The sequence below is a fragment of the Ruegeria sp. CF8 genome (genome assembly GCF_056537285.1).
In genome coordinates, this window is the sequence record NZ_JBQFRG010000009.1 from 57,946 (window position 1) to 79,986 (window position 22,041).

Sequence of the window (22,041 nt, forward strand, 5' to 3'; positions counted from 1 at the left end):
CGGAAACCTGCCCCAAATCCCCGGGGCCGCCGAATTCCGGCGACGGGACAGATGTATGTATAGGAGACAGGCTGATGGCAAAACCGCTTATGGCCAAGGCAACCGCCGTATGGCTGGTGGACAACACCACGATCAGCTTCAAGCAGATCGCGGATTTCGTAGGAATGCACGAGTTGGAAGTGCAGGGCATCGCTGATGGTGATGTGGCCGCAGGCGTTAAGGGCTTTGACCCGATTGCCAACAACCAGCTGACCCAGGACGAGATCGACGCGGCGCAGAACAACCCGCTTCACAAGCTGAAGCTCAAGTTCAATCCTTCGGCCGCTGGCGAAGAAAAACGCCGTGGTCCGCGGTACACCCCGTTGTCCAAGCGTCAGGACCGCCCGAACTCGATCCTTTGGCTGGTCAAGTTCCACCCCGAACTCAGCGATGGACAGATTGCCAAGCTGGTGGGCACCACGAAACCGACCATCCAGTCGATCCGCGAGCGTACCCACTGGAACATCACCAACATGCAACCCATCGATCCGGTTGCCCTGGGCCTTTGCAAACAATCCGAGCTGGACACAGCCGTCCAGAAAGCAGCCGCCAAGAAAGCTGCCGAAGGCGGTGTGATGAGCGATGATGAGCGTCGCAAACTGGTGTCGACTGAACAGTCTCTGGAAATGGATGCTGCGCCGAAGATTCCAACGGCCATTGAAGGGCTCGAAACCTTCTCGCTGTCCGACGATCCGGCAGAAGAAAAAGACGAAGAGGCGATCATCGACGCCGACAGCTTCTTCAATCTGCCCAAAGGTGGGGCGGATGACGAAGACGAGGATGATCTTCGCCCGTAATGTACAATCAGCCCCGGTCGGCACGGCTGGGGCTTTTTTGACGGACTTGTCATGCTCAGCATTCTATCAGCGATCTTTGGCCCGCACCGCGCCGTTTCGATCTATGCCTTTGTGAAAACATGGGGTCTTGGATTGGCCGGTGGCGCTGTGATGATTGCCATCGTTACGACCCTCTTTTTGTTGGGGGATGAGGGCGAACACCAGCACGAAGCTTTCCTGACCGTTCCGGTACTATCGGCAACTCCGGTGAATGGTGATCTCAGGAACGGTGTCATCGCCTCGGTCCGCTTACCCGATGGTTCCGCAACTTCAATCACTTCGACCGAGTCACCTATTTCCCAGACCGTAGGCACCACAGCTTGCATTGAGAAACGGGTCTACGTCGAAACTGGTGAGGCGCGGTACAGGTTCAAACTGCCAAGCCTATGCGAAGGCAGTTGATTGGCTAACCCCTAGACGCAAAGCCACCCGATGCTGACACCGGGTGGCTTTATTAGTCACACCATCTGAAAGATGATGCCCGCGACAATCGCACCGCCTACGCCAAGGCCCAAATAGGTCGCAAATACGCGGGGCTTGACCAGCGACCAGACGGCGGCCATGGCCGGGATGGAACTGACGGCACCAGCGACCATAAACGACATGGCGGCGCCCGCAGTCATTCCTTGTTCCATCAAGCCAGCCAACAGCGGTGGTGCCACGTAGGAGTTCAGATAGGCAGGCATACCCACTAAGGCCGCGACAACGATGGGCAGCACACCTTCTCCACCTACCGCGCCGGCGATCAGGTCGGCGGGCACGTAGTTGACTAACAAAGCTTCAAGCACATAGGCCAGAGCCAGCCACTTCAAAAGGAACAATCCGTTGTGCACGAATTCCGAGCGGAACCGAACGCGGCGCTCGGGCTCCTGCCAGAATTTCCAGACCGGCTTGTCGTCCAGTTTCGGCCCACAGCCGCAGCACCCGGCGGGTTTGTACGTGCGCAATGGCTGGGCAAATGCACCCTGACGCATCAGAAGCCGAACCGCGAAGCCTCCGAACAGGCCAAGTGCGACCGCTGCGACGGCTTTGCCGATGGCAAAAGGCCACCCCAGCGCACCAGCCGTAATCAAAAGCGTTGGCGGGTCGATCAAGGGTGAGCTGAGCCAGAACGCCATGACCGCAGACAGCGGCGCGCCAAGCGCCAGAAGGCCAGCGATAAAAGGAATAACCTCACAGGAACAGAACGGTGCCAATCCACCGAACAACGCGGCCAGAAAGATCATTCGGGTCTCGCGCCCTTCAAAGGCGCGCGCCACCATCACTTCTGCTCCGGTCGCCTTTAGGTACGACAACAACAGCACGGCAAACAGGATGTATTGCCCTGTATGCGCCAAAGCCTTTGCGGCAAACGCTACCACCTCACGCAGATTGCCGGGGTCCAGAACGGCCACTGCGACAAGGATCACGACGATCAGTGCCCAAGGCGTCTTGATCAGGTCCAGCGCACCCTTGGCCGTCACACGCGGGTTTTGTGTCAACTCAGCCATCGTTTGCTGCCTTTCCAACTTCATCGGCGCAGCATTCGCTGAGAATGAACTGCGCCAGGTTTCTCAATTCGTCGTAACAGGCTCGGTTGATCGTGGTCCGACCAATCTTTTCCTGCTCAACCACACCACCAGCCGCAAGAAACCGCAGGTGATGCGCCAAAGTCGACGGGGCAATGCCCGTCCGGTTTTGAATTTCGCCAACCGTCAATCCGGCCTCACCAGCCCGAACCAAGGTTTTGAGGACTTTCAGCCGGGCCTCCGAGCCCATCGCAGAAAATCCGGCAGCAGCAGCTTCCCACATGAGTCGCCTCCATTAAACTAGATTTCTGGTTATTTAGTTTAATAACGTTTCCCAGTCAACCGGGTCGTTGAAATACGTTCCGATTGCGTAAGTCCAGATTGCACGCCCTTTAAGTCCACCCTATAAGCAGGCATGGGGATTTCGGTCGATACATTTTTTCTGGAACTCAACGGTCAGGGCACATTGCAGGCCCAGATCCAGCAGATGATCGCCGAGGGCATTCTGTCAGGCCGATTCCACGTTGGAGAGAAACTGCCATCATCGCGAAAACTGGCCGCTCATCTGGGCGTCAGCCGGATCACAGTCACGTTGGCCTATACCGAATTGCTGGCGAATGATTACCTGACGGCCAAGGGGCGATCTGGGTACTATGTTTCGCATAACGCGCCCGTTCCACCCAAATACTCGCCTGTTCAGCGTGGCACAGAATCCGTTGACTGGGACAAAGCGCTGGCGCGTCGCTTTCTGGACAGCGACGTTCTGCCAAAACCCAGCGACTGGCGCGAATACCGCTACCCTTTCATCTATGGTCAGGCTGACCGGACGTTGTTTGATCACGCCAACTGGCGCTTGTGCGCCGTGCGCGCGCTGGGACACAAGGACTTCGATTCGCTAACCGGGGACTACGTGGATCAGGATGACCCGCTTCTGGTCGAGTTCATCGCCCGCCACACTCTGCCCAGACGCGGCATTGCAGCCCGCCCCGAAGAGATTCTGATTACACTAGGCGCGCAGAACGCTCTCTGGCTGGCGTCGCGCATTTTGCTGACCCACAATCGGTCCGCTGTCATAGAAGACCCCTGCTATTACGCGCTGCGGAGCCTGCTGAACCATTGGGACTGCGCGGTAACGCCCTTGAGCGTCGATCAGAACGGACTGCCACCCGAGACGATCCCAGACGACGCCGACGTCATCTTTACCACACCCAGCCATCAAAGCCCGACTACGGCGACAATGCCGATCGCGCGCCGCAATCAACTGCTGGATCGAGCACGCGAATTGGATGCAATGGTTGTCGAGGATGACTACGAGTTCGAAATGGCTTTTCGGGGTGCGCCGTCTCCGGCACTCAAGTCTATGGATCGGGATGGACGCGTGATTTACGTGGGAAGCTTTTCCAAGTCGCTGTTCCCCGGTTTGCGGCTTGGATACATGGTCGGTTCCGAGCCCTTTATCCGAGAGGCACGCGCGCTTCGGTCATTGGTTCTGCGCCACCCACCCGGGCACATTCAGCGTACAGCTGCGTATTTCTTGTCACTGGGCCATTACGATGCGCAGATCCGACGTATGTCGCAAGCCCTGCAAGAGCGGCGCGATGCAATGGATTCTGCCATAGAAGAAAGCAGGCTGACCGTGGCCGGACGCGGCGTTATCGGCGGCTCGTCAATGTGGATGTCTGCGCCCGAGCATATCGACACAACCCAACTTGCATTGCGGTTGCAGACCCAGGGCGTTCACATTGAACCCGGCGCCCCGTTTTTCTCTGGTCCGAACAGGCCACAGAATTACTACCGCCTCGGGTACTCCTCCATTTCGACCGACCGCATTGCGCCAGGTGTAAAATTGATTGCAGACGCCATTCGAACTACCTGAGCGGCATCTGGACCTAATTTGGGTTTCGTTTTGGCCCTAACGCCAGCCGCACCCATACGCCAAAACCGTATCAAACCCCGGGCCCATTGCCCGGCTTCACCCACTTGTTTGGAGAGCACTCACATGAAGATGACGACCGAAGAAGCCTTTGTTAAGGTTCTGCAGATGCACGGGATCGAACATGCGTTCGGTATCATTGGCTCGGCGATGATGCCGATCTCGGATCTGTTCCCAAAAGCTGGAATCATGTTCTGGGACTGCGCCCATGAAGGCAGCGCTGGCATGATGGCCGATGGCTACACCCGCGCCACCGGCAAGATGTCGATGATGATCGCGCAGAACGGCCCCGGCATCACCAACTTCGTGACCGCTGTCAAAACCGCCTATTGGAACCACACCCCGCTGCTGCTGGTGACCCCGCAAGCGGCGAACAAAACCATCGGACAGGGTGGTTTCCAGGAAGTCGAGCAGATGAAGCTGTTCGAAGACATGGTTGCCTATCAGGAAGAGGTTCGTGACCCGTCCCGTGTTTGCGAGGTTCTGAACCGCGTCATCATGCAGGCCAAACGCGCCAGCGGTCCGGCTCAGCTGAACATCCCCCGCGATATGTGGACCCAAGTCATCGACGTTGACCTGCCTGCCATTGTTGAGTTCGAGCGTCCCTCGGGCGGTGAAACCGCTGTGTCGCAGGCAGCCGAGTTGCTGTCGAACGCAAAAAACCCTGTCATTTTGAACGGTGCAGGTGTGGTTCTGGCCGAAGGCGGCATCGACGCGTCGAAGGCCCTGGCCGAGCGTCTGGACGCGCCGGTCTGCGTTGGCTACCAGCACAATGACGCGTTCCCGGGCTCGCACCCGCTGTTTGCCGGTCCGCTGGGCTATAACGGTTCGAAAGCCGGGATGGAGCTGATCAGCGAGGCAGATGTGGTTCTGTGCCTGGGCACCCGTCTGAACCCGTTCTCGACCCTGCCCGGATACGGCATGGAATACTGGCCTGCCGATGCCAAAATCATCCAGGTCGACATCAACCCCGACCGCATCGGTCTGACCAAGAAAGTCAGCGTCGGCATCGTCGGTGATGCGGCCAAGGTCGCAAACGGGATTCTGGCCCAGCTGTCGGACACCGCGGGTGACGAGGGCCGCGCGGACCGCAAAGCCAAGATCGCGCAAAAGAAATCCGCTTGGGCGCAGCAGCTTTCGAGCATGGATCACGAAGATGACGATCCGGGCACCAGCTGGAACGAACGTGCACGTGCCGCCAAGCCCGATTGGATGAGCCCCCGCATGGCATGGCGCGCAATCCAGTCCGCGCTGCCGAAAGAGGCGATCATCTCGTCCGACATCGGCAACAACTGCGCCATCGGCAACGCCTATCCGTCCTTCGAGGAAGGCCGCAAATATCTGGCCCCCGGCCTGTTCGGCCCCTGCGGCTATGGCCTGCCCGCCATCGTGGGTGCGAAAATCGGCCAGCCGGACGTTCCGGTTGTCGGCTTCGCCGGTGACGGTGCCTTCGGTATCGCCGTGAACGAACTGACTGCAATTGGCCGCGAAGAATGGCCCGCCGTAACTCAGATCGTCTTCCGCAACTACCAGTGGGGCGCAGAAAAGCGCAACTCGACCCTGTGGTTCGATGACAATTTTGTGGGCACCGAGCTGGACACCAAAGTGTCTTACGCCGGTATCGCAAATGCCTGCGGTCTGAAGGGTGTTATTGCCCGCACGCAGGACGAATTGACCGCAGCGTTGAACCAGGCGATCGAAGATCAGAAAAACGGCATCACCACCCTGATCGAAGCCATGATCAATCAGGAACTGGGTGAACCCTTCCGCCGTGACGCGATGAAAAAGCCTGTCGCAGTTGCGGGCGTTTCGGCTGACGACATGCGCGAGCAAGCCGTATAACCAAGGGACGAGGCCGGAGCGAATGACCCTGACACCCATTGAGCTGTTGCGGCAGAACGCTCCGGCCATCCGCCCTGTTATTTCTTTTTGCGAAGGCAGTGATCCCCGTATTGTTGCGGGGGCGCTTGCCGCCCGCAAGGCCGATCTGGCCGACGTAATCCTGGTCGGCCCGCAAGCCGAAGTCGAAGCCGCCCTGAAAGATCAAGGGGCAGCGCCGTCTCAAGGCGTCGCTGTGCATGACCCCATGAACTCGGACCTGACCGAGGAGTTTACCCAAACGTTCTTCGAACTTCGTCAGCACAAGGGTGTGGATCTGACCAAAGCCCGCGCCACGGTTGAATCAGCGCCGGTCCACGCTGCCATGCTGGTGCGCAGCGGGCGCGCCACCGGCACGGTTGGCGGCGCAGTGCACACGACCGGAGACATCGTCCGCGCTGCAATCCAAGTGATCGGAATGGCCCCAAATGCCGGAATGGTGTCGTCTTTTTTCCTGATGTATCCGCCTGAAAACGCCCAACCCGGTGCAAGGGCGATGCTTTATTCAGACTGCGGCCTGGTTATCAACCCGTCTGCCTCTGAGTTGAGCAAAATCGCCATCGCCTCGGCCGCTTCGGCAAAAACTTTTTTGCAGGTCGAACCCAAGATCGCGATGCTCAGCTTTTCGACCAAAGGCAGCGCCAAACACCCGGACGTGGACAAGGTGATCGAAGCCACAGACACGTTGCGCCAGACGGCACCTGATCTTTCGGTCGATGGCGAGCTTCAATTCGATGCCGCTTTTGTCCCTTCAGTGGGCGACCGCAAATCCCCCGGCTCATCCGTCGCCGGTCAAGCCAACGTAATGATTTTCCCAAATCTCGATGCGGGCAATATCGGCTACAAGATCACCCAAAGGCTGGGTGGCTATACCGCAATTGGCCCCGTGCTTCAGGGACTGGCCCAGCCGGCCAACGACCTGTCGCGCGGCTGTAGCGCCGAAGATGTAACCCAAATGATCGCCGTGACCGCCCTGCAAGCCAGCAAAACATAATGCACTCTTTCACACCGTTTCTCGGAACGGTGTTCTCAAATCGGGAAGAAACTGACACATTCATCCCGACATAACCGACAGGACCCGCCAATGACCCATCAGCAGCCGATCCTTGATACGTCTCCGAAGGTTTCGGACGAGGTTCGCAAGACCACGTGCTATATGTGCGCCTGCCGTTGCGGCATCAACGTACACATGAAAGATGGCAAGGTTGCCTATATCGAAGGCAACCGCGACCACCCTGTAAACAAAGGTGTTTTGTGTGCCAAGGGCAGCGCCGGGATCATGCAGGTGAATGCCCCTTCACGCCTGCGCAAACCGCTGCGCCGGGTCGGCCCGCGCGGCTCAGGTGAGTTTCGCGAAATCGAATGGGATGAAGCGATCAGCACCGCCGTTGGCTGGCTGAACGAACTGCATGAGACTGCTCCGCAAAAACTGGCTTTCTTCACGGGTCGCGATCAGAGCCAAAGCTTCACGTCCTTCTGGGCGCAAAACTTCGGCACCCCGAACTATGCGGCTCATGGCGGGTTTTGTTCGGTGAACATGGCTGCGGGCGGCATCTACACCATGGGTGGTGCCTTCTGGGAGTTCGGTCAGCCCGATTGGGATCATACAAAGCTGTTCATGCTGTTTGGCGTGGCCGAGGATCACGACAGCAACCCAATCAAGATGGGTATCGGCAAAATCAAAGCGCGTGGCGCGCGGGTGATCGGTGTGAACCCGATCCGCTCGGGCTATAACGCCGTGGCTGACGATTGGGTCGGAATCACACCGGGCACAGATGGTCTGTTCATTCTGTCTCTGATTCACGTGCTGATGAAGGCAGGCAAGATCGACCTCGACTATCTCAGCCGCTACACCAACGCGCCGGTGCTGGTGAACGCTGCGGAGGGGCCTGAAAAAGGCTTGTTCCTGCGCGACGCCGATGGCAAGCCGCTGGTCATCGACCGCGCGACCGGCGAACCCACCGCGTTCGACAAACCCGGCGTCCGCCCTGACTTGGCAGCAACCTACGACAAAGACGGCGTCACCCACCGTCCGGTCTTCCACCTGATGGCCGAGAAATACCTGAGCGACGACCACGCCCCCGAAGCTGTGGCCGAACGCTGCGGCATCCCGGCCAAACGCATCCGCGCCATCGCCGCGGAAATCGCCCGTGTTGCCTTTGAAGAAGCCATCGAACTGGATCAGGAATGGACCGACTTCCGGGGTGAGACGCATTCCAAAATGATTGGCCGCCCGGTCAGCTTCCACGCCATGCGTGGTATCTCGGCCCACGCCAACGGGTTTCAGACCTGTCGCTCACTGCATGTCTTGCAAATCCTGTTGGGCACGGTCGAGGTCCCCGGCGGCTTCCGTTTCAAACCGCCCTACCCCAAACCGATCGAAGCCCACCCGACGCCACATGGCGACCGTCGCCCTGGTCGCCCGCTGGAAGGGCCGCATCTGGGCTTCCCGCGCGGCCCTGAGGACCTGCTGATCGACGATTGCGGCACGGCGCAACGCATCGACAAGGCCTTTACCTGGGAAAACCCGATGTCGGCCCACGGGCTGATGCATATGGTGATCTCGAACGCCGCAGCTGGTGATCCTTACAAGATCGACACGTTGTTCATGTATATGGCGAACATGTCGTGGAACTCCTCCATGAACACCAAAGGTGTGATGGAGATGCTGACGGCAAAGACCGAAGACGGTAAGTACGTCATCCCCAAGATCATCTATTCCGACGCCTATTCCTCGGAAATGGTGGCTTATGCCGACTTGATCCTGCCTGACACCACCTATCTGGAGCGGCACGACTGTATCTCGCTGCTTGACCGCCCGATTTGCGAGGCCGACGCCGCCGCCGACGCGATCCGCTGGCCAGTGATCGAGCCTGACCGCGACGTTCGCGGTTTCCAGTCGGTGCTGATCGAACTCGCCAATCGCATGAGCCTGCCGGGCTTCACTAACGAAGACGGGACGCCCAAGTGGAAGGACTATGCCGATTATATCGTCAACCACCAGCGCAAGCCGGGCATCGGCCCGCTTGCCGGGTTCCGCGGTGAAAACGGCGACAAGGAAGGGCGTGGAGAGGTCAATCCAGACCAGCTGAACCGCTATATTGAAAACGGTGGTTTCTACGTCGCGCACATCCCCGAAGGTGCGGATTACTACAAACCCTGGAACGCGGCCTATCAGGACTGGGCTGTTGGCATGGGGCTCTATGACAGCCCGCAACCCTACCTGTTCCAACTTTACTCCGAGCCGATGCGCAAATTCCAATTGGCCGCCGAAGGGTATGGCGACCGCCAGCCGCCCGACCACCTCCGCCAGCGGATCAAAGACACGATGGACCCGCTGCCCATCTGGTACGAAACCGATCAGCAAGGCAACGAAGGCTTTACCGTCAACGCTCTGACACAGCGCCCGATGGCGATGTATCACAGCTGGGGCACACAGAACGCATGGCTGCGCCAGCTTCACGGGCGCAACCCGCTCTACGTCCCAACCAAACTGATGCGGGAACATGGGCTGAGCGATGGCGATTGGGCCAAGGTCACCTCTCCGCACGGAGAAATCACCGTGCCCGTCATGGAAATGGCCGCACTGAACGACAACACCGTCTGGACCTGGAACGCCATTGGTAAACGAAAAGGCGCGTGGGCTCTGCAAGAGGACGCGCCAGAAGCCACCAAAGGCTTCCTCCTCAACCACTTGATCCACGAACTGCTGCCGCCCAAAGGCGACGGGATGCGGTGGGCCAATTCTGACCCGGTGACAGGTCAGGCTGCATGGTTTGATCTTAAGGTCAAAATCGAAAAAGCCGCCCCTCCGACAGATACCGAAAGCCAACCCGAATTTGACCCGATCAAATCGCCCGTTGGCACCGGCCCGAAAGATATCGCATGGAAGGTCGGCAAATGACCCGGATCCGTTCTTCATCTGGCCAAAAATATCTCGGGGGTGAATTGAGCCAAAGGCTCAAGAGGGGGCTGGCCCCCTCCCCCGCCCATAACAGCCGAGGTTCCCTGACATGACCCAGCTTCCCCAATCCACCGAACGTAAAATGGGTCTAGTCATCGATCTGGACACCTGTGTCGGCTGCCACGCCTGCGTAATCTCCTGCAAAGGATGGAACACGGAAAACTACGGTGCGCCCTTGTCGGACCAAGACGCATACGGCGGCAACCCGTCCGGCACCTTCTTGAACCGCGTGCATTCCTATGAGGTACTGCCGGAACAGGGTCACGCTCAACTGATCCACTTCCCGAAATCATGCCTGCATTGCGAAGATGCCCCCTGTGTCACCGTCTGCCCGACCGGCGCCAGCTATAAACGCGTCGAAGACGGTATCGTGTTGGTTAATGAAAGCGACTGCATTGGCTGTGGCCTCTGCGCCTGGTCCTGTCCGTACGGTGCCCGGGAACTGGATGTAGCAGAAGGCGTCATGAAAAAATGTACGCTCTGTGTCGACCGTATCTACAACGAAAACCTGCCCGAGGTAGATCGTGTGCCCTCATGCGTACGCACCTGCCCGGCCGGCGCGCGGCACTTTGGCGATCTGGGCGACCCTAACAGCGATGTCAGCAAACTCGTCGCAGATCGGGGTGGTATGGACCTGATGCCTGAAATGGGCACCAAACCCGTCAACAAATACCTGCCGCCGCGCCCCAAGGACACGGTTGAGGACCAGATCGACATTTTGGCACCCCTGCTGGCACCGGTCGCTGAAGAACCCAAGGGTTTCCTCGGCTGGCTCGACAAGACGCTGGAGAAACTCTGATGCATCCCGCACCGTCCGTTATTGTCTTCACCACTTTGTCCGGGTTGGGATTTGGCTTGCTGTTTTTCCTCGGGCTCGGCCAGCCTGCGGTGACCGGCTTTGTGGCATTCGTATTCTACGTCATCGCATATGCGCTGGCGGTGGGTGGTTTGCTGGCCTCGACCTTCCATTTGGGCCACCCCGAACGCGCCTGGAAGGCGTTCAGCCAATGGAAGTCCAGCTGGCTCAGCCGAGAGGGGGTTTGTGCCGTGGTGGCCCTGGTGGTCATGGGGCTCTATGCATTCGGCGCAGTTTTTCTGGGCAGCCATTGGACAGTTCTGGGTTGGCTCGGCGCGTTCTTCAGTCTTGCGACGGTGTTTACCACCTCGATGATCTACACCCAGCTCAAGACCATCCCGCGCTGGAACATGGAACTGACGCCTGTCATGTTCCTGTCTTTCAGCCTGGCCGGAGGTGCTCTGCTGTCCGGGGCCGAAACTCTTGCCCCCTGGTTGCTTGTCATTGCCGGGGCGGTACAGCTTGCTTACTGGGCCAAAGGCGACGGCGCATTCGCACGATCCGGCACCACGCTGAGCACTGCCACCGGGCTGGGCGTCCGCGGTAATGTGCGCGCATTCGAGCCGCCGCATACGGGCACCAACTATCTGCTACGCGAATTCGTCCATGTGGTTGGGCGCAAACACGCGCAGAAACTGCGGATCATTTCCTTTGTTCTGGCGTTTGTGCTGCCTTTGCTGCTGATCCTGATCCCGGTCTCGGGTGTCGTGATCAAGCATCTCTTCGCCTTGCTGGCCGTTGCATCACATCTGGCGGGCGTGGCGACGTCGCGCTGGTTGTTCTTTGCGCAAGCCGAGCATGTTGTCGGGCTTTACTACGGGAAACGGTAAAAAAGGGGGCTCTGCCCCCGCTGCGCGTACCGCGCATCTCCCCCGAGGTATTTTTAGCCAGATGAAGATGGGATCCGGCAAATGAAAAGGGCGGCGCTCGGGATTTGAGGCCGCCCTTTTGTGATCTTGGGTTCGACTTAGATCAACCCGGCATGAGCCATTGCAGCCTCGATCGCAGCCTTGGTGCTGTCCTCAAGCTCGGTCAGGGGTGAACGCACTTCGGTGCTGCAAAGGCCCAGTTTGCTGAGCGCGTATTTTGCGCCGACAAGACCCGGTTCGATAAAGATGGCCTCGTGCAGTGGCATCAGCTTGTCCTGGTAGTCCAGAGCCTTTGCATAGTCTCCGGCCAGTGTGGCCTGCTGGAATTCAGCGCACAATTTGGGTGCCACGTTTGCCGTGACCGAAATGCAGCCGACGCCGCCATGGGCGTTAAACCCAAGCGCGGTTGCGTCTTCACCAGACAGTTGGCAGAAATCTGCGCCACAGGTCGCGCGCTGTTGGCTGACCCGGGCCAGATCGCCCGTGGCGTCTTTGACGCCAACAATACGCGGAAGCTTTGACAGCTCACCCATAGTGGCCGGTGTCATGTCAACGACGGACCGACCGGGAATGTTGTAGATGATGATCGGAATATCCGCAGCTTCGTGAAGGGCCTGGAAATGCGCGATCAGGCCGCGTTGGGTCGGCTTGTTGTAGTACGGGGTGACAACCAGTGCTGCATCCGCGCCGACCTTTTTGGCGAATTGCACAAACCGAACGGCTTCGACCGTATTGTTCGACCCGGCTCCAGCGATGACCGGAACGCGACCCGCCGCTGTTTTCACGACCTCTTCGATCACCGTTTCATGCTCATCGTGGCTGAGCGTGGGACTTTCGCCCGTGGTTCCAACCGGCACCAGACCGGTCGAGCCTTCGGCAATCTGCCACTCCACAAGGTGTTTGAGCGTCTTCAGGTCCAACTCGCCGTTGTTGAACGGAGTGACGAGGGCTGGCATTGAGCCTTTGAACATGACACGCTCCTTTAAGGTGCATTTTGCGGTTTTTGCGCCTCGGTTCCTCACGTTTCCAGCTTTGTGAGTTGATCCCGGCGACGCACGGTTTATCCTCACAGGCTCTATCCTCGGTTGGTTGGGAAATGCAAGGTATGACACGCATTCTGGCACTCTTGATTGCTGTGATTGTGTATTCAGTGACGGCACCGCAGCATGCGCGGGCGGATGCCGCAGGTGATTTGCGCGCCGGGCTTTATGAAATGCGAAAGGGCGACTGGAATGCCGCGCTGCGGGTTTCAGGCCAACGCGGCTCTGTTTCCCGCGACATTATCGTCTGGCACTGGCTGCGTGAAGGTTTCGGCAGCTCGGGTGACGTTCTGGTGTTTCTCGAACGCCGTCCGGACTGGCCTGGGATGGCATGGCTGCGCCGCAAGAGCGAGCCGGTCTTTACCGGGGCGGACCCAGACAGGGTTCTGAAATTCTATGCCGACATGCCGCCGCAAACGGCAGAAGGCGCCTTGAATTATGCAATCGCCCTGAAGGCAAAGGGGCGCGTGGGGGACGCCGAAGCGGATATCGTCACGGCGTGGCGGACCATGCCAATGGGTTCCGGGCTGCAAAAGACGTATCTTGAGAACTTTGCGAAGCTGTTGAAACCGCATCACGCCGCGCGTTTGGACCGAATGTTGTGGGATGGTCATCTGGTCAGCGCGGGCCAAATGCTGCCGCTGGTCAGTGCGGACCAGCGCAAGCTGGCCGAGGCACGAATCGCATTGCAAAAGCGCCAACCCGGTGTGGACGGCAAGGTGGCAGCAGTCCCGAAATCTCTGATGGATGCGCCCGGGCTTGCCTTTGACCGATTTGTCTGGCGGGACAGGAAGGAATTGGACGACAGCGCCATTGACCTGATGCTGACGCGTTCAACAGGGCCGGATGCTTTGGGCGAGCCTGACAAATGGGCTGAAGGGCGCCGCCGCCTGGCACGGCTTGAGATGCGGTCCGGACGATCTGCACGCGCATATGACGTGGCCGCCAATCACCACATGACCCCTGAAATGGGCTATGGCTACGCCGATCTGGAGTGGCTGGCCGGGTTTTTGGCCCTGCGCAAGCTAAATGACCCTGCAACCGCTGTGCGGCATTTCCAGAATTTTTCCGATGCGGTTCAATCACCAATTTCAAAAGGGCGTGGTGGTTATTGGCTGGGACGTGCTTACGCGGCGATGGGTGACGCGGACAAAGCGTATGACGCCTACGCAGTGGGGGCGGATTATCAAACCTCGTTCTACGGATTGTTGGCTGCTGAACGCATCGGGCGACCGTTTGACGCGGAACTGGCCAATCCGCGTAGAGCACCGCATTGGCGGGAAGCGGAGTTCGCCGATTCCAGTGTTTTGGAAGCGGGGTTGCTGCTGCTCAAGGCCGGTGAGGCCAATCTGTCCGAAAGATTCCTGACACATCTGGTCGAAAGCCTTGATCCTGTGCAAGCCAATCAACTTGGTGACCTGGTCATCGAGCTGAAACAGCCACATCTGGCCGTGATGATTGCAAAACGAGCGGCAACCACGGGCACGGTGTTGCCCGCAGCCTACTACCCGGTGCATCCGGTGGCAGACATGCGCCTGCCGATGGCCAAAGAAATGACACTGGCCATTGCGCGACGCGAAAGCGAGTTTGATCCTGTGGTCATTAGCGGCGCGGGCGCGCGCGGTCTGATGCAGGTGATGCCTGCGACAGCCAAGCTGGTCGCGGGTGAGTTAGGCATTCTCAGCGGCCACCAGACGGGACGGCTTACCACGGATTGGCAGTACAACGCCAAGCTGGGGGCCAACTATCTTTCGGGTCTGGCAGCTGATTTCAACGGCAACGTGGTGATGATGGCTGCCGGGTATAACGCGGGACCCAGGCGCCCAATCTCGTGGATGGAGCGTTTTGGAGACCCGCGCACCGGCGAAGTTGATATCGTTGACTGGATCGAGACGATACCTTTCAGCGAAACCCGCAACTACGTGATGCGCGTGACCGAAAGCCTGCCTGTCTACCGCGCGCGACTGGGACAGCCCGCGCTTCCGATCCCGTTCTCACAAGAACTGATCGGATCATCTCTGGCGGCGTTCGCGCCATAAGGTGAACAGCCCTGCAGCCACAACAATCGCTGCGCCTATGACAACTTCGGGGCGCAGCGTTTCGCCAAAGACTGAAATACCCAGCATCGCGCTCCAGACCAGATGGAAATAGGCGAAGGGCTGCACTGCGCTTGCTTCGGCCATCTCATAGCACTTGATCAGCAACCAGTGACCGGACGCGCCACTGACGCAAAGCAGCGCCATCCAGCCCCAGTCAGTAGGCACCATCGGCTCCCAGAACCAAATTCCGATCAGAGTCATTGCGACGGAACCTGCGACGCCGGTCCAGAAAAAACTGGTGGCTGTGCTGTCCTGCCGGGCGGCATAGCGGGTCAGCAGGGCGTAGACTGCAAACATCAGGGCCGAGATGAGGGGAATGATCGCCCAAGGGTTAAATACGCCTGCACCTGGTTGCAAAATGATGAGAACGCCAATGCAACCAACTCCGATCGCGCTCCACCGGCGCCACCCGACCTGCTCGCCCAATACCGGCCCGCTCAGTGCGGCAACAAGCAATGGATAGCAGATGAAGACAGCCATGCTGTCGATCAACCCGAGTATGGTGAACCCAAAGACCGCGACACAGATCTCGGCCGCCAGTAACACACCACGGGTTATTTGCAGACCCAACTGATTTGTCTGCGTGGCTGCCCTCAGCCCACCGGGTGATCGTGCCGCCAGCGCAATGACAAACGCCGCGAAGAACCAATAGCGGACCATCACGACCATGTAGGTGTTGTAGGTCCCGGCCAGATGCCGCGAGATACCGTCCTGCAGGGCAAACACAATCGTGGCACCCACCATCAGGGCGATGCCTGCACCGATATTGTTCTTCTGCGTCATGCTTTGATTGCCCGTGTCATATGTCGCTTGCGGCCATAACCGGGCGTGCGCATCACGTTGAAACCAGCATCCTCCAACCCCCGACGCACAAAACCAGCGGCGGTGTAGGTGGCGGCCGTCCCCTTCGTCGCGGTGTGGTTTGCAACCTCTTGCATCAGGTCCGCCCCCCACAGTTCAGGGTTCTTGGCGGGCGAAAACCCGTCGAGAAACCAGGCATCCGCCATACCCGCCCATTCTGGCAGGGTCTCGCGCGCGTCTCCGATGATCACCTCAAACTCAAGTGTTTCAAGCGTGCATTCACGACCTGTCCAATGTGCGAGAAACCGGCTGCTCCACGGTTGCAACTCAGGAAACGCCTTAAGCGCATGATGCATATCTTCCGTGGCCATTGGAAAAGCTTCGAAACTGGTAAACCGCAAAGGTCCGGTTTGGCCCGATTTCTCCCACTCAGACCATACCGTCAGCAGGTTCAAACCGGTGCCAAAACCAAGTTCGGCGATGTGAAAACCGGGCGTGAAGCGCGCGGGTAGATCGTTGCCGGCCAGGAACACGTGGCGCGTTTCTTCCAGCCCGTTCTGCAACGAATAATAGGGATCGTCGAAACGATCCGAGACCGGTATCTGATCCTCGGTCCACGTCAATTTGGCACGCTGGTCTGCCATCTGGGAATCCTGTAGCTAAGCGGCGCGACACTGAACAAGGAAAAGGGAATTGGCAATGGTCGATGTGACGGTGCGCGGCGCAGGGATTTTCGGCCTGTCCATCGCGTGGGCCTGCGCCCGGCGCGGCGCGAAAGTGCAGGTTGTCGATCCATTCGGCCCCGGAGCCGGGTCCAGCGGTGGCCTTGTCGGTGCATTGGCCCCGCATGTGCCGGAAAACTGGAATGCCAAGAAAGCCTTTCAGTTCGACAGCCTGATCATGGCCGAACCTTTTTGGCAGCAAGTCGAAGAAACAGGCGGCGTTTCCCCCGGTTATGGTCGTCTGGGACGTCTTCAACCCATCCCGGATGCCCGCAGCCTTGACCTGGCGCGGCAGCGCGAAGGTACAGCAGATAAACTTTGGCAAGGCCAGGCCGAATGGCGCGTGATCACCACAGCACAGGCTGGTACGTGGTGTCCGCCCAGCCCCACCGGATTTGTCATCCGGGACACTCTGACCGCACGGATGCACCCCCGACGAGCCTGCGCCGCGCTTGTGGCCGCTCTTGAGGTTATGGGTGTTCACGTTGTTAGTAACGCGGAAAACAAAGGACGGGTTGTGCACGCAACTGGCCTTGCCGGGTTACAAGAGCTCAACGATGCCTACGACAAGACCGTTGGCAACGGCGTCAAAGGGCAAGCTGCCCTGTTGCGCTTCGACGCGGGTGAGGTCCCGCAGCTCTTTGCCGATGCGATACATATTGTACCCCACGCGGACGGAACACTTGCCATCGGGTCAACGTCGGAACGGGAGTATGACGATCCGACCAGTACCGACAGCGCGCTGGACGATGTGATCGACCGCGCCACGCGCGCCCTGCCGCTGCTGCACGGGGCCGAAGTAATAGAACGCTGGGCAGGTGTCCGCCCCCGCAGCAAAAGCCGCGCACCAATGCTGGGCACGCATCCATTGCACCAGGGGCAATTTATCGCCAATGGAGGTTTCAAAATCGGTTTCGGCATGGCCCCCAAGATCGCCGAGGTCATGACTGATCTGATGCTGGAAGACCGGGATGTTATCCCCGAAGATTTCCGGCCCGACGCCTCATTATAGCCAGGGAACTGAAAGGGATGAGCACATAGACACAACACCACCTATTGCAGCAAGTCAGATCAATCGTGCCATGCCCGATACGCGGGCCGGTTTCAAAAACCGGCCTCGGCCCGAAGTTTCTGCATCAGTTTATGCAGTGACTTCTCATAGCGGTCAGAGGCCAGTTTTCCGTGTTCGTCGAACTCGTTCGAACTGTCTGCCAGATGGATTTCAGGCCCTTGCAGAATACGCGGCTGAAAGGGAACCATAAATGAGCGCAGGATCATCTGTGCACGTTCCCCCCCTGCGCGACCTGCCGCCGCCGACATAACGGCAACCGGTTTGTCGGCCCACGGGTTGCCCTTGGTCCGGCTCACCCAATCCAGCGCGTTCTTCAAAACGCCCGATGGACCCTTGTTGTATTCCGGCGTCGAGATAATTACCGCATCTGACTGCGCGATTTGGTCCGCCAGAGACTGCACCGCTGCCGGGATCCCCTCACCCTCTTCCAGATCTCCGTCATATAGGGGCAGGTTCAGGTCTGCTTCGACAAAGTGGCCCGGATCAAACAACCGGGCCGCTTCACGCAACAACTTGCGGTTGGTTGCATCCTGACGCAGGGATCCAGACAAGCCAAGGAGTGTGGGTTGAGACATCTAGGGGAACTCCGTTTCAGTGATTTTTTGAAAACTAGCCCGAGTTTGATCTGTTCCAAACCCCATTTGACGCACAGTCAATGCGCAAACGGGGCCGCCAATGGCGACCCCGTGCAAAATACTAAATCCGCGTTACGCGTTTCCGCTGGGCACAACAACGATTTCAACCCGTCGGTTCTGCGCCTTGCCTTCCGGTGTCAGGTTCGAGGCGACCGGATTGTTTTCGCCCTGACCAATTGTCGTGATGCGATTAAAGCTGACACCATTGGCCTGCAGTATATCCGCAACCGCGTTGGCGCGACGCTGGGACAGGCCCAGATTATAAGTCGCGTCTCCATCGCTGTCCGTGTGACCGATGATCTGCACGTTCGAGTTGGGGTAATTGACCAGATTCTGGCCCACTTTCACCAAATCGGACCGCAAACCAGGGCGCACGGTCGAGCTGTCGGTGTCAAAGGTAATGTCGTTGGGAACAGTTACAATCAGCCGGTCACCCGCATTCACGATGGTGATTCCGTCATTTGCCAATTGCTGCCGCAGCTCAGCCGCCTGTTTGTCCAGCTGGTTGCCGATCAGTCCACCACCGGCTGCACCAATCGCAGCCCCCGCCAGCGCCCCAAGACCCGGGTTCGAGTTGTTGGCGATTGCCCCAATGCCCGCCCCGACAAGACCGCCCAAAACGGCACCCTGTTTTGCGTTCTGGTTTGGATCGCTCTGTACCGACAACGTACCCGGATCTGTACAGGCCGAAAGAACAAGGGCCGAACTTAGCCCTGTGGCCAGAATAAACTTGGAAATCGTCATGATATCACCTTCTGCTCCAACACCCGTTTGTCAGGTGCGTTTGGTTTTCCTCAGTATATCACGGCTAGCGTGTTAGGTCTCAAGCAACAATCAAGTGAGATCGGCAATTAGCCGCCAACCGGTGTGCGAATTCTTCAAAAATCGGCCCCGGCCCGAAATTTCATCGAAACCCCGCCTTCGGGGTGCTTCAGGCGCAGTTCTTCTGAATGCAGCATCAGCCTAGGGAAATCCGCCGCCGGACCTGTCGCATAAAACGGGTCGCCCAAAATCGGATGACCCAACGCCTGCATGTGAACGCGCAATTGATGAGATCGACCGGTTTTGGGAAACAGGCGCACATGCGTTGTTTCGCCCTCATGTTTTACAACGCGCCAATCGGTGAGCGCAGGCTTTCCGGTGTCGTGGCAGACCATTTGTCGGGGCCGGTTGGGCCAGTCCACGATCAAAGGCAGGTCAACCGTGCCGGTCTTTGGCTCCAAGCGCCCCCAGACACGGGCGACGTAGGTTTTACGTGTCTGACGCTGTTCGAACTGCATACTTAGGTTGCGCTGTGCATGGGGCGTTTGGGCAAAAACCATGACACCGGATGTATCCCGGTCCAGCCGATGTACCAGTAATGCCTGGGGAAAAGCCGCCTGCACCCGCGTCAAAAGACAATCCGCCAGATGTTCACCACGCCCCGGCACCGAAAGCAGGCCAGACGGTTTGTTCACCACAATCAGTTGCGCGTCTTCATGCAGCACATCCAGCGGGGATTGAGGGGGGGCATAGATCTCGCTCATGGGGGCCTGCCTATCGCAGCCCGTGACCTCCCGCAACGTCGTCCTTGCCTGTGGCCGGAAGTTCAGAGACCTTCGGCGCAGGAGGAGACGACATGCACCCGACCATCGAACGAATGCAAGAGGTTGTCGCCAAAGGCGATGAATCCCTGATCCAGGCGCTTCTGGCCGAGGATGTCCGATTCCTGCCCCCGACCTATTACAGCACCTGGACCGGGCGCGCGCCGGTTGCCGCCGTTCTGGGGCATGTCGGTCAGGTGTTTTCAGACTTCCGCTATCGCCGCATCATGGGCGAAGGAAAAGACTGGGCGTTGGAATTTGAATGCAAGGTCGGCGATCTTGATGGGATCGGGGTGGATCTAATCACGTTGAACGACGACGGCTTGATCCAGACCTTTGAGGTCGCAATGCGCCCCTATAAGACAGTGGGTGCCCTACGAGAGGCGATGACGGCGCGCGTGATGACCGACGCACGGTTTCTCAAGTTCAAAGACGCCCTAAGCTGACCATGCGCGGTTTGATTGCAGCCGATCAGATCCTGCGCATTCCCCTGCTGCCGGTTCTGGCAGCGCAGGGCCTTTCAGTCCGGCGCAACGCTCAGATGTTGCCAGAACCTACGGGCCCCCGGAGTGGCCGATCAGGTCGTGGACCACGCTTGCGCCTGCTCATCTGCGGCGACAGCTCGGCGGCCGGCGTTGGCGCCGGAACACAAGCGCAGGCTCTGTCAGGGCAGTTGGTTGAACGGCTGGCCAAGCATTATTCGGTCGAGTGGCAATTGGAAGCAACCACAGGGCACACAACACTTGACGCAATCGACCGCTTGAAAAGCGTAAAGGGGGAGTTCGACGCAGTTGTCACGGCCTTAGGCGTCAATGATGTGACCCGTGCCGTTACATCCCGACAATTTGCGCACCGCCAAAAGCAGCTTATCACTGCTCTGTCCAACGATCTGGGCGCACGACGCATTGTCGTCACCGGAGTTCCACAAATGAACAGGTTCCCGGCCTTGTCCCATCCTTTGGCCTGGGTCCTTGGCCGTCAGGCGGCCCGGCTGGATCAGGCGCTGCAGCAGGTCGTGTCGGCCTACCCCCATGTCCGGCATCTGAGACTCGATCTGCCGGATGACCCGGCGCTTGCTGCCCCGGACGGCTATCATCCCAGTCCACACGCCTACGCCTTTTGGGCAGATGCCGCAGCGCAACTGTTGCGTCAGGCCTGAGCCCGCGCCTGCCGGATCATCGGGATCGAGTAGACAATCAACGCCGCCCAGATCAGCGGGAAAGCAATCATCCGACCGGTGTCGATCTTTTCGCCAAACACAGTGATTGCTGTCACGAAAATCATGGTCGGTGCGATATATTGCAGGATACCCATTGTAGACAGTCGCACCAGCTTGGCACCGTTTGCATAGACCAACAGCGGTACAGCCGTCACGATACCGGCGCAGGACAACAGCAAAGTATCTGACAGTCCCACGCCAAAATGCCCCGTACCCTGCACGCCCAGAAATGTGACGTAGACCAAAGCCGGGATCAAAAGGATCAGCACCTCAAGCAGGAACCCTTGATTGGGTCCGATTGGCAGGGATCGTTTGAAAAACGCATAGAACCCCCAACTGACCATCAGGCCAAGCGCGGCCCATGGTAAACGACCTGCCTCGACCACCAGAACCAGAACACCCAAGGACGCCAGCCCTACGGCGATCAGTTGCATGCGCGTTAGCGGCTCACGCAGCAAAATCGCACCGAGTGCAATGCTGAACAGCGGGTTTATGTAGTATCCAAGCGCGGCATCCAAAGCATGGCCGGTTGAGATCGCCCAGACATAAATCGCCCAGTTCACAGTAATCAAAGCAGCCGTCAAAGCCGCCATTCCCAACATCTTCGGATTTCCAAGCGCCGCCTTGAGATCACGGGTGCGCCCCAAAACAACCAACAACAACCCGGCCACCGGAACAGACCAGATGATGCGATGGGCCACGACTTCGACCGGACCAATATGGTCCAGCGCTTTCAGGTAGAGTGGCAAAAACCCCCAAAGGACATAAGCGGTTACTGCCAGCACCAGACCCTTGGGCGTGTCGGAATTCTGAGAGGGAATAGGCGTGTCGGCCACAGCAAATCTCCGGTTGATACCGGACACATTTACGGCAGTTCACATCAGCTTGAAAACTCCGAAAACCGTGAAGTCGCACATAACGAATAGTGATGGGTCGATCTCGGATGTCGCGTTGAAACTCATGTTGGCGCAGCGAGGCGCTGCCTCG

General features: G+C 58.7%; 21 protein-coding genes. 12 read left to right on the forward strand and 9 right to left on the reverse strand.

Translation table 11 applies throughout. The features are described from left to right. The first annotated feature begins 74 nt into the window (after positions 1-74). Positions 75-836 (forward strand): DUF1013 domain-containing protein, encoded by a 762-nt coding sequence (locus ACR0EV_RS18605; protein ID WP_480801470.1) that lies wholly within the window; start codon positions 75-77, stop codon positions 834-836. A 51-nt stretch (positions 837-887) separates the two neighbouring features. After that, positions 888-1,277, forward strand: coding sequence for a hypothetical protein (locus ACR0EV_RS18610; protein WP_480801471.1), 390 nt, complete (start codon positions 888-890; stop codon positions 1,275-1,277). A 56-nt stretch (positions 1,278-1,333) separates the two neighbouring features. On the opposite strand, the gene ACR0EV_RS18615 is transcribed toward ACR0EV_RS18610, so the two are convergent. Beyond that, entirely contained in the window at positions 1,334-2,365 is a 1,032-nt protein-coding gene (locus tag ACR0EV_RS18615; RefSeq protein ID WP_480801472.1) for a permease, read from the reverse strand. Further along, complete coding sequence (locus tag ACR0EV_RS18620) at positions 2,358-2,666, reverse strand: ArsR/SmtB family transcription factor (protein ID WP_171095930.1); 309 nt, start codon at positions 2,664-2,666, stop codon at positions 2,358-2,360. The genes ACR0EV_RS18615 and ACR0EV_RS18620 overlap by 8 nt, the downstream gene beginning before the upstream one ends. Before the next feature lie 132 nt (positions 2,667-2,798). Between ACR0EV_RS18620 and pdxR the strand changes: the two genes are divergently transcribed. The 6 genes from pdxR (at position 2,799) to ACR0EV_RS18650 (ending at position 11,844) form a co-directional block, all read left to right on the forward strand. Then, positions 2,799-4,259 carry a MocR-like pyridoxine biosynthesis transcription factor PdxR gene (pdxR, locus tag ACR0EV_RS18625; protein ID WP_480801473.1) on the forward strand — a complete coding sequence of 487 codons (1,461 nt, stop codon included), beginning with the start codon at positions 2,799-2,801 and terminating at the stop codon, positions 4,257-4,259. Between the two features lie 123 nt (positions 4,260-4,382). Beyond that, positions 4,383-6,158, forward strand: coding sequence for a sulfoacetaldehyde acetyltransferase (gene xsc / locus ACR0EV_RS18630; protein ID WP_171095927.1), 1,776 nt, complete (start codon positions 4,383-4,385; stop codon positions 6,156-6,158). A 22-nt stretch (positions 6,159-6,180) separates the two neighbouring features. After that, entirely contained in the window at positions 6,181-7,188 is a 1,008-nt protein-coding gene (gene pta, locus ACR0EV_RS18635; protein ID WP_480801474.1) for a phosphate acetyltransferase, read from the forward strand. Between the two features lie 90 nt (positions 7,189-7,278). Then, the gene (locus ACR0EV_RS18640; RefSeq protein WP_480801475.1) at positions 7,279-10,098 is read left to right on the forward strand and encodes a molybdopterin oxidoreductase family protein; all 2,820 of its coding nucleotides are present in this window, start codon (positions 7,279-7,281) and stop codon (positions 10,096-10,098) included. Between the two features lie 109 nt (positions 10,099-10,207). Next, positions 10,208-10,957, forward strand: a complete 750-nt coding sequence (locus ACR0EV_RS18645; RefSeq protein WP_480801476.1) for a 4Fe-4S dicluster domain-containing protein — start codon at positions 10,208-10,210, stop codon at positions 10,955-10,957. Further along, entirely contained in the window at positions 10,957-11,844 is an 888-nt protein-coding gene (locus ACR0EV_RS18650) for a dimethyl sulfoxide reductase anchor subunit family protein (protein WP_480801477.1), read from the forward strand. The genes ACR0EV_RS18645 and ACR0EV_RS18650 overlap by 1 nt, the downstream gene beginning before the upstream one ends. A 137-nt stretch (positions 11,845-11,981) precedes the next feature. Here the strand turns inward: ACR0EV_RS18650 and dapA are convergent, their stop codons facing one another. Next, a complete protein-coding gene (gene dapA / locus ACR0EV_RS18655) occupies positions 11,982-12,854 on the reverse strand; it encodes a 4-hydroxy-tetrahydrodipicolinate synthase (protein WP_480801478.1) in 873 nt (290 codons plus the stop codon). Between the two features lie 134 nt (positions 12,855-12,988). Here dapA and ACR0EV_RS18660 point away from each other — a divergent pair, with 134 nt between their 5' ends. Continuing rightward, a complete protein-coding gene (locus ACR0EV_RS18660) occupies positions 12,989-14,962 on the forward strand; it encodes a lytic transglycosylase domain-containing protein (RefSeq protein WP_480801479.1) in 1,974 nt (657 codons plus the stop codon). Here the strand turns inward: ACR0EV_RS18660 and ACR0EV_RS18665 are convergent. Continuing rightward, on the reverse strand, positions 14,936-15,805 hold the full coding sequence (locus tag ACR0EV_RS18665; protein WP_480801480.1) for a DMT family transporter: 870 nt from the start codon (positions 15,803-15,805) through the stop codon (positions 14,936-14,938). The two genes, ACR0EV_RS18660 and ACR0EV_RS18665, sit on opposite strands and share 27 nt — an antisense overlap. Beyond that, positions 15,802-16,467 carry a tRNA (5-methylaminomethyl-2-thiouridine)(34)-methyltransferase MnmC2 gene (gene mnmC2, locus ACR0EV_RS18670; protein WP_480801481.1) on the reverse strand — a complete coding sequence of 222 codons (666 nt, stop codon included), beginning with the start codon at positions 16,465-16,467 and terminating at the stop codon, positions 15,802-15,804. The genes ACR0EV_RS18665 and mnmC2 overlap by 4 nt, the downstream gene beginning before the upstream one ends. Before the next feature lie 55 nt (positions 16,468-16,522). On the opposite strand from mnmC2, the gene ACR0EV_RS18675 reads away from it, so the two are divergent. After that, entirely contained in the window at positions 16,523-17,557 is a 1,035-nt protein-coding gene (locus tag ACR0EV_RS18675) for an NAD(P)/FAD-dependent oxidoreductase (RefSeq protein ID WP_480801482.1), read from the forward strand. Between the two features lie 92 nt (positions 17,558-17,649). On the opposite strand, the gene ACR0EV_RS18680 is transcribed toward ACR0EV_RS18675, so the two are convergent. From ACR0EV_RS18680 to ACR0EV_RS18690, 3 genes are all read right to left on the reverse strand, one after another. Continuing rightward, positions 17,650-18,192 (reverse strand): NADPH-dependent FMN reductase, encoded by a 543-nt coding sequence (locus ACR0EV_RS18680; protein ID WP_480801483.1) that lies wholly within the window; start codon positions 18,190-18,192, stop codon positions 17,650-17,652. A gap of 132 nt (positions 18,193-18,324) precedes the next feature. Beyond that, positions 18,325-18,996: a YiaD family glycine zipper/OmpA-like lipoprotein gene (locus tag ACR0EV_RS18685; RefSeq protein WP_480801484.1), complete on the reverse strand. Its 672-nt coding sequence runs from the start codon at positions 18,994-18,996 to the stop codon at positions 18,325-18,327. A 134-nt stretch (positions 18,997-19,130) separates the two neighbouring features. After that, positions 19,131-19,778, reverse strand: a complete 648-nt coding sequence (locus ACR0EV_RS18690; protein ID WP_480801485.1) for an RluA family pseudouridine synthase — start codon at positions 19,776-19,778, stop codon at positions 19,131-19,133. Positions 19,779-19,870: 92 nt separating this feature from the next. Between ACR0EV_RS18690 and ACR0EV_RS18695 the strand changes: the two genes are divergently transcribed. Continuing rightward, positions 19,871-20,281 (forward strand): nuclear transport factor 2 family protein, encoded by a 411-nt coding sequence (locus ACR0EV_RS18695; protein WP_480801486.1) that lies wholly within the window; start codon positions 19,871-19,873, stop codon positions 20,279-20,281. Positions 20,282-20,283: 2 nt separating this feature from the next. Further along, complete coding sequence (locus tag ACR0EV_RS18700) at positions 20,284-20,994, forward strand: SGNH/GDSL hydrolase family protein (RefSeq protein ID WP_480801487.1); 711 nt, start codon at positions 20,284-20,286, stop codon at positions 20,992-20,994. Here ACR0EV_RS18700 and rarD read toward each other — a convergent pair. Next, entirely contained in the window at positions 20,985-21,890 is a 906-nt protein-coding gene (gene rarD / locus ACR0EV_RS18705) for an EamA family transporter RarD (RefSeq protein WP_480801488.1), read from the reverse strand. The genes ACR0EV_RS18700 and rarD overlap by 10 nt on opposite strands. Positions 21,891-22,041 lie beyond the last annotated feature (151 nt).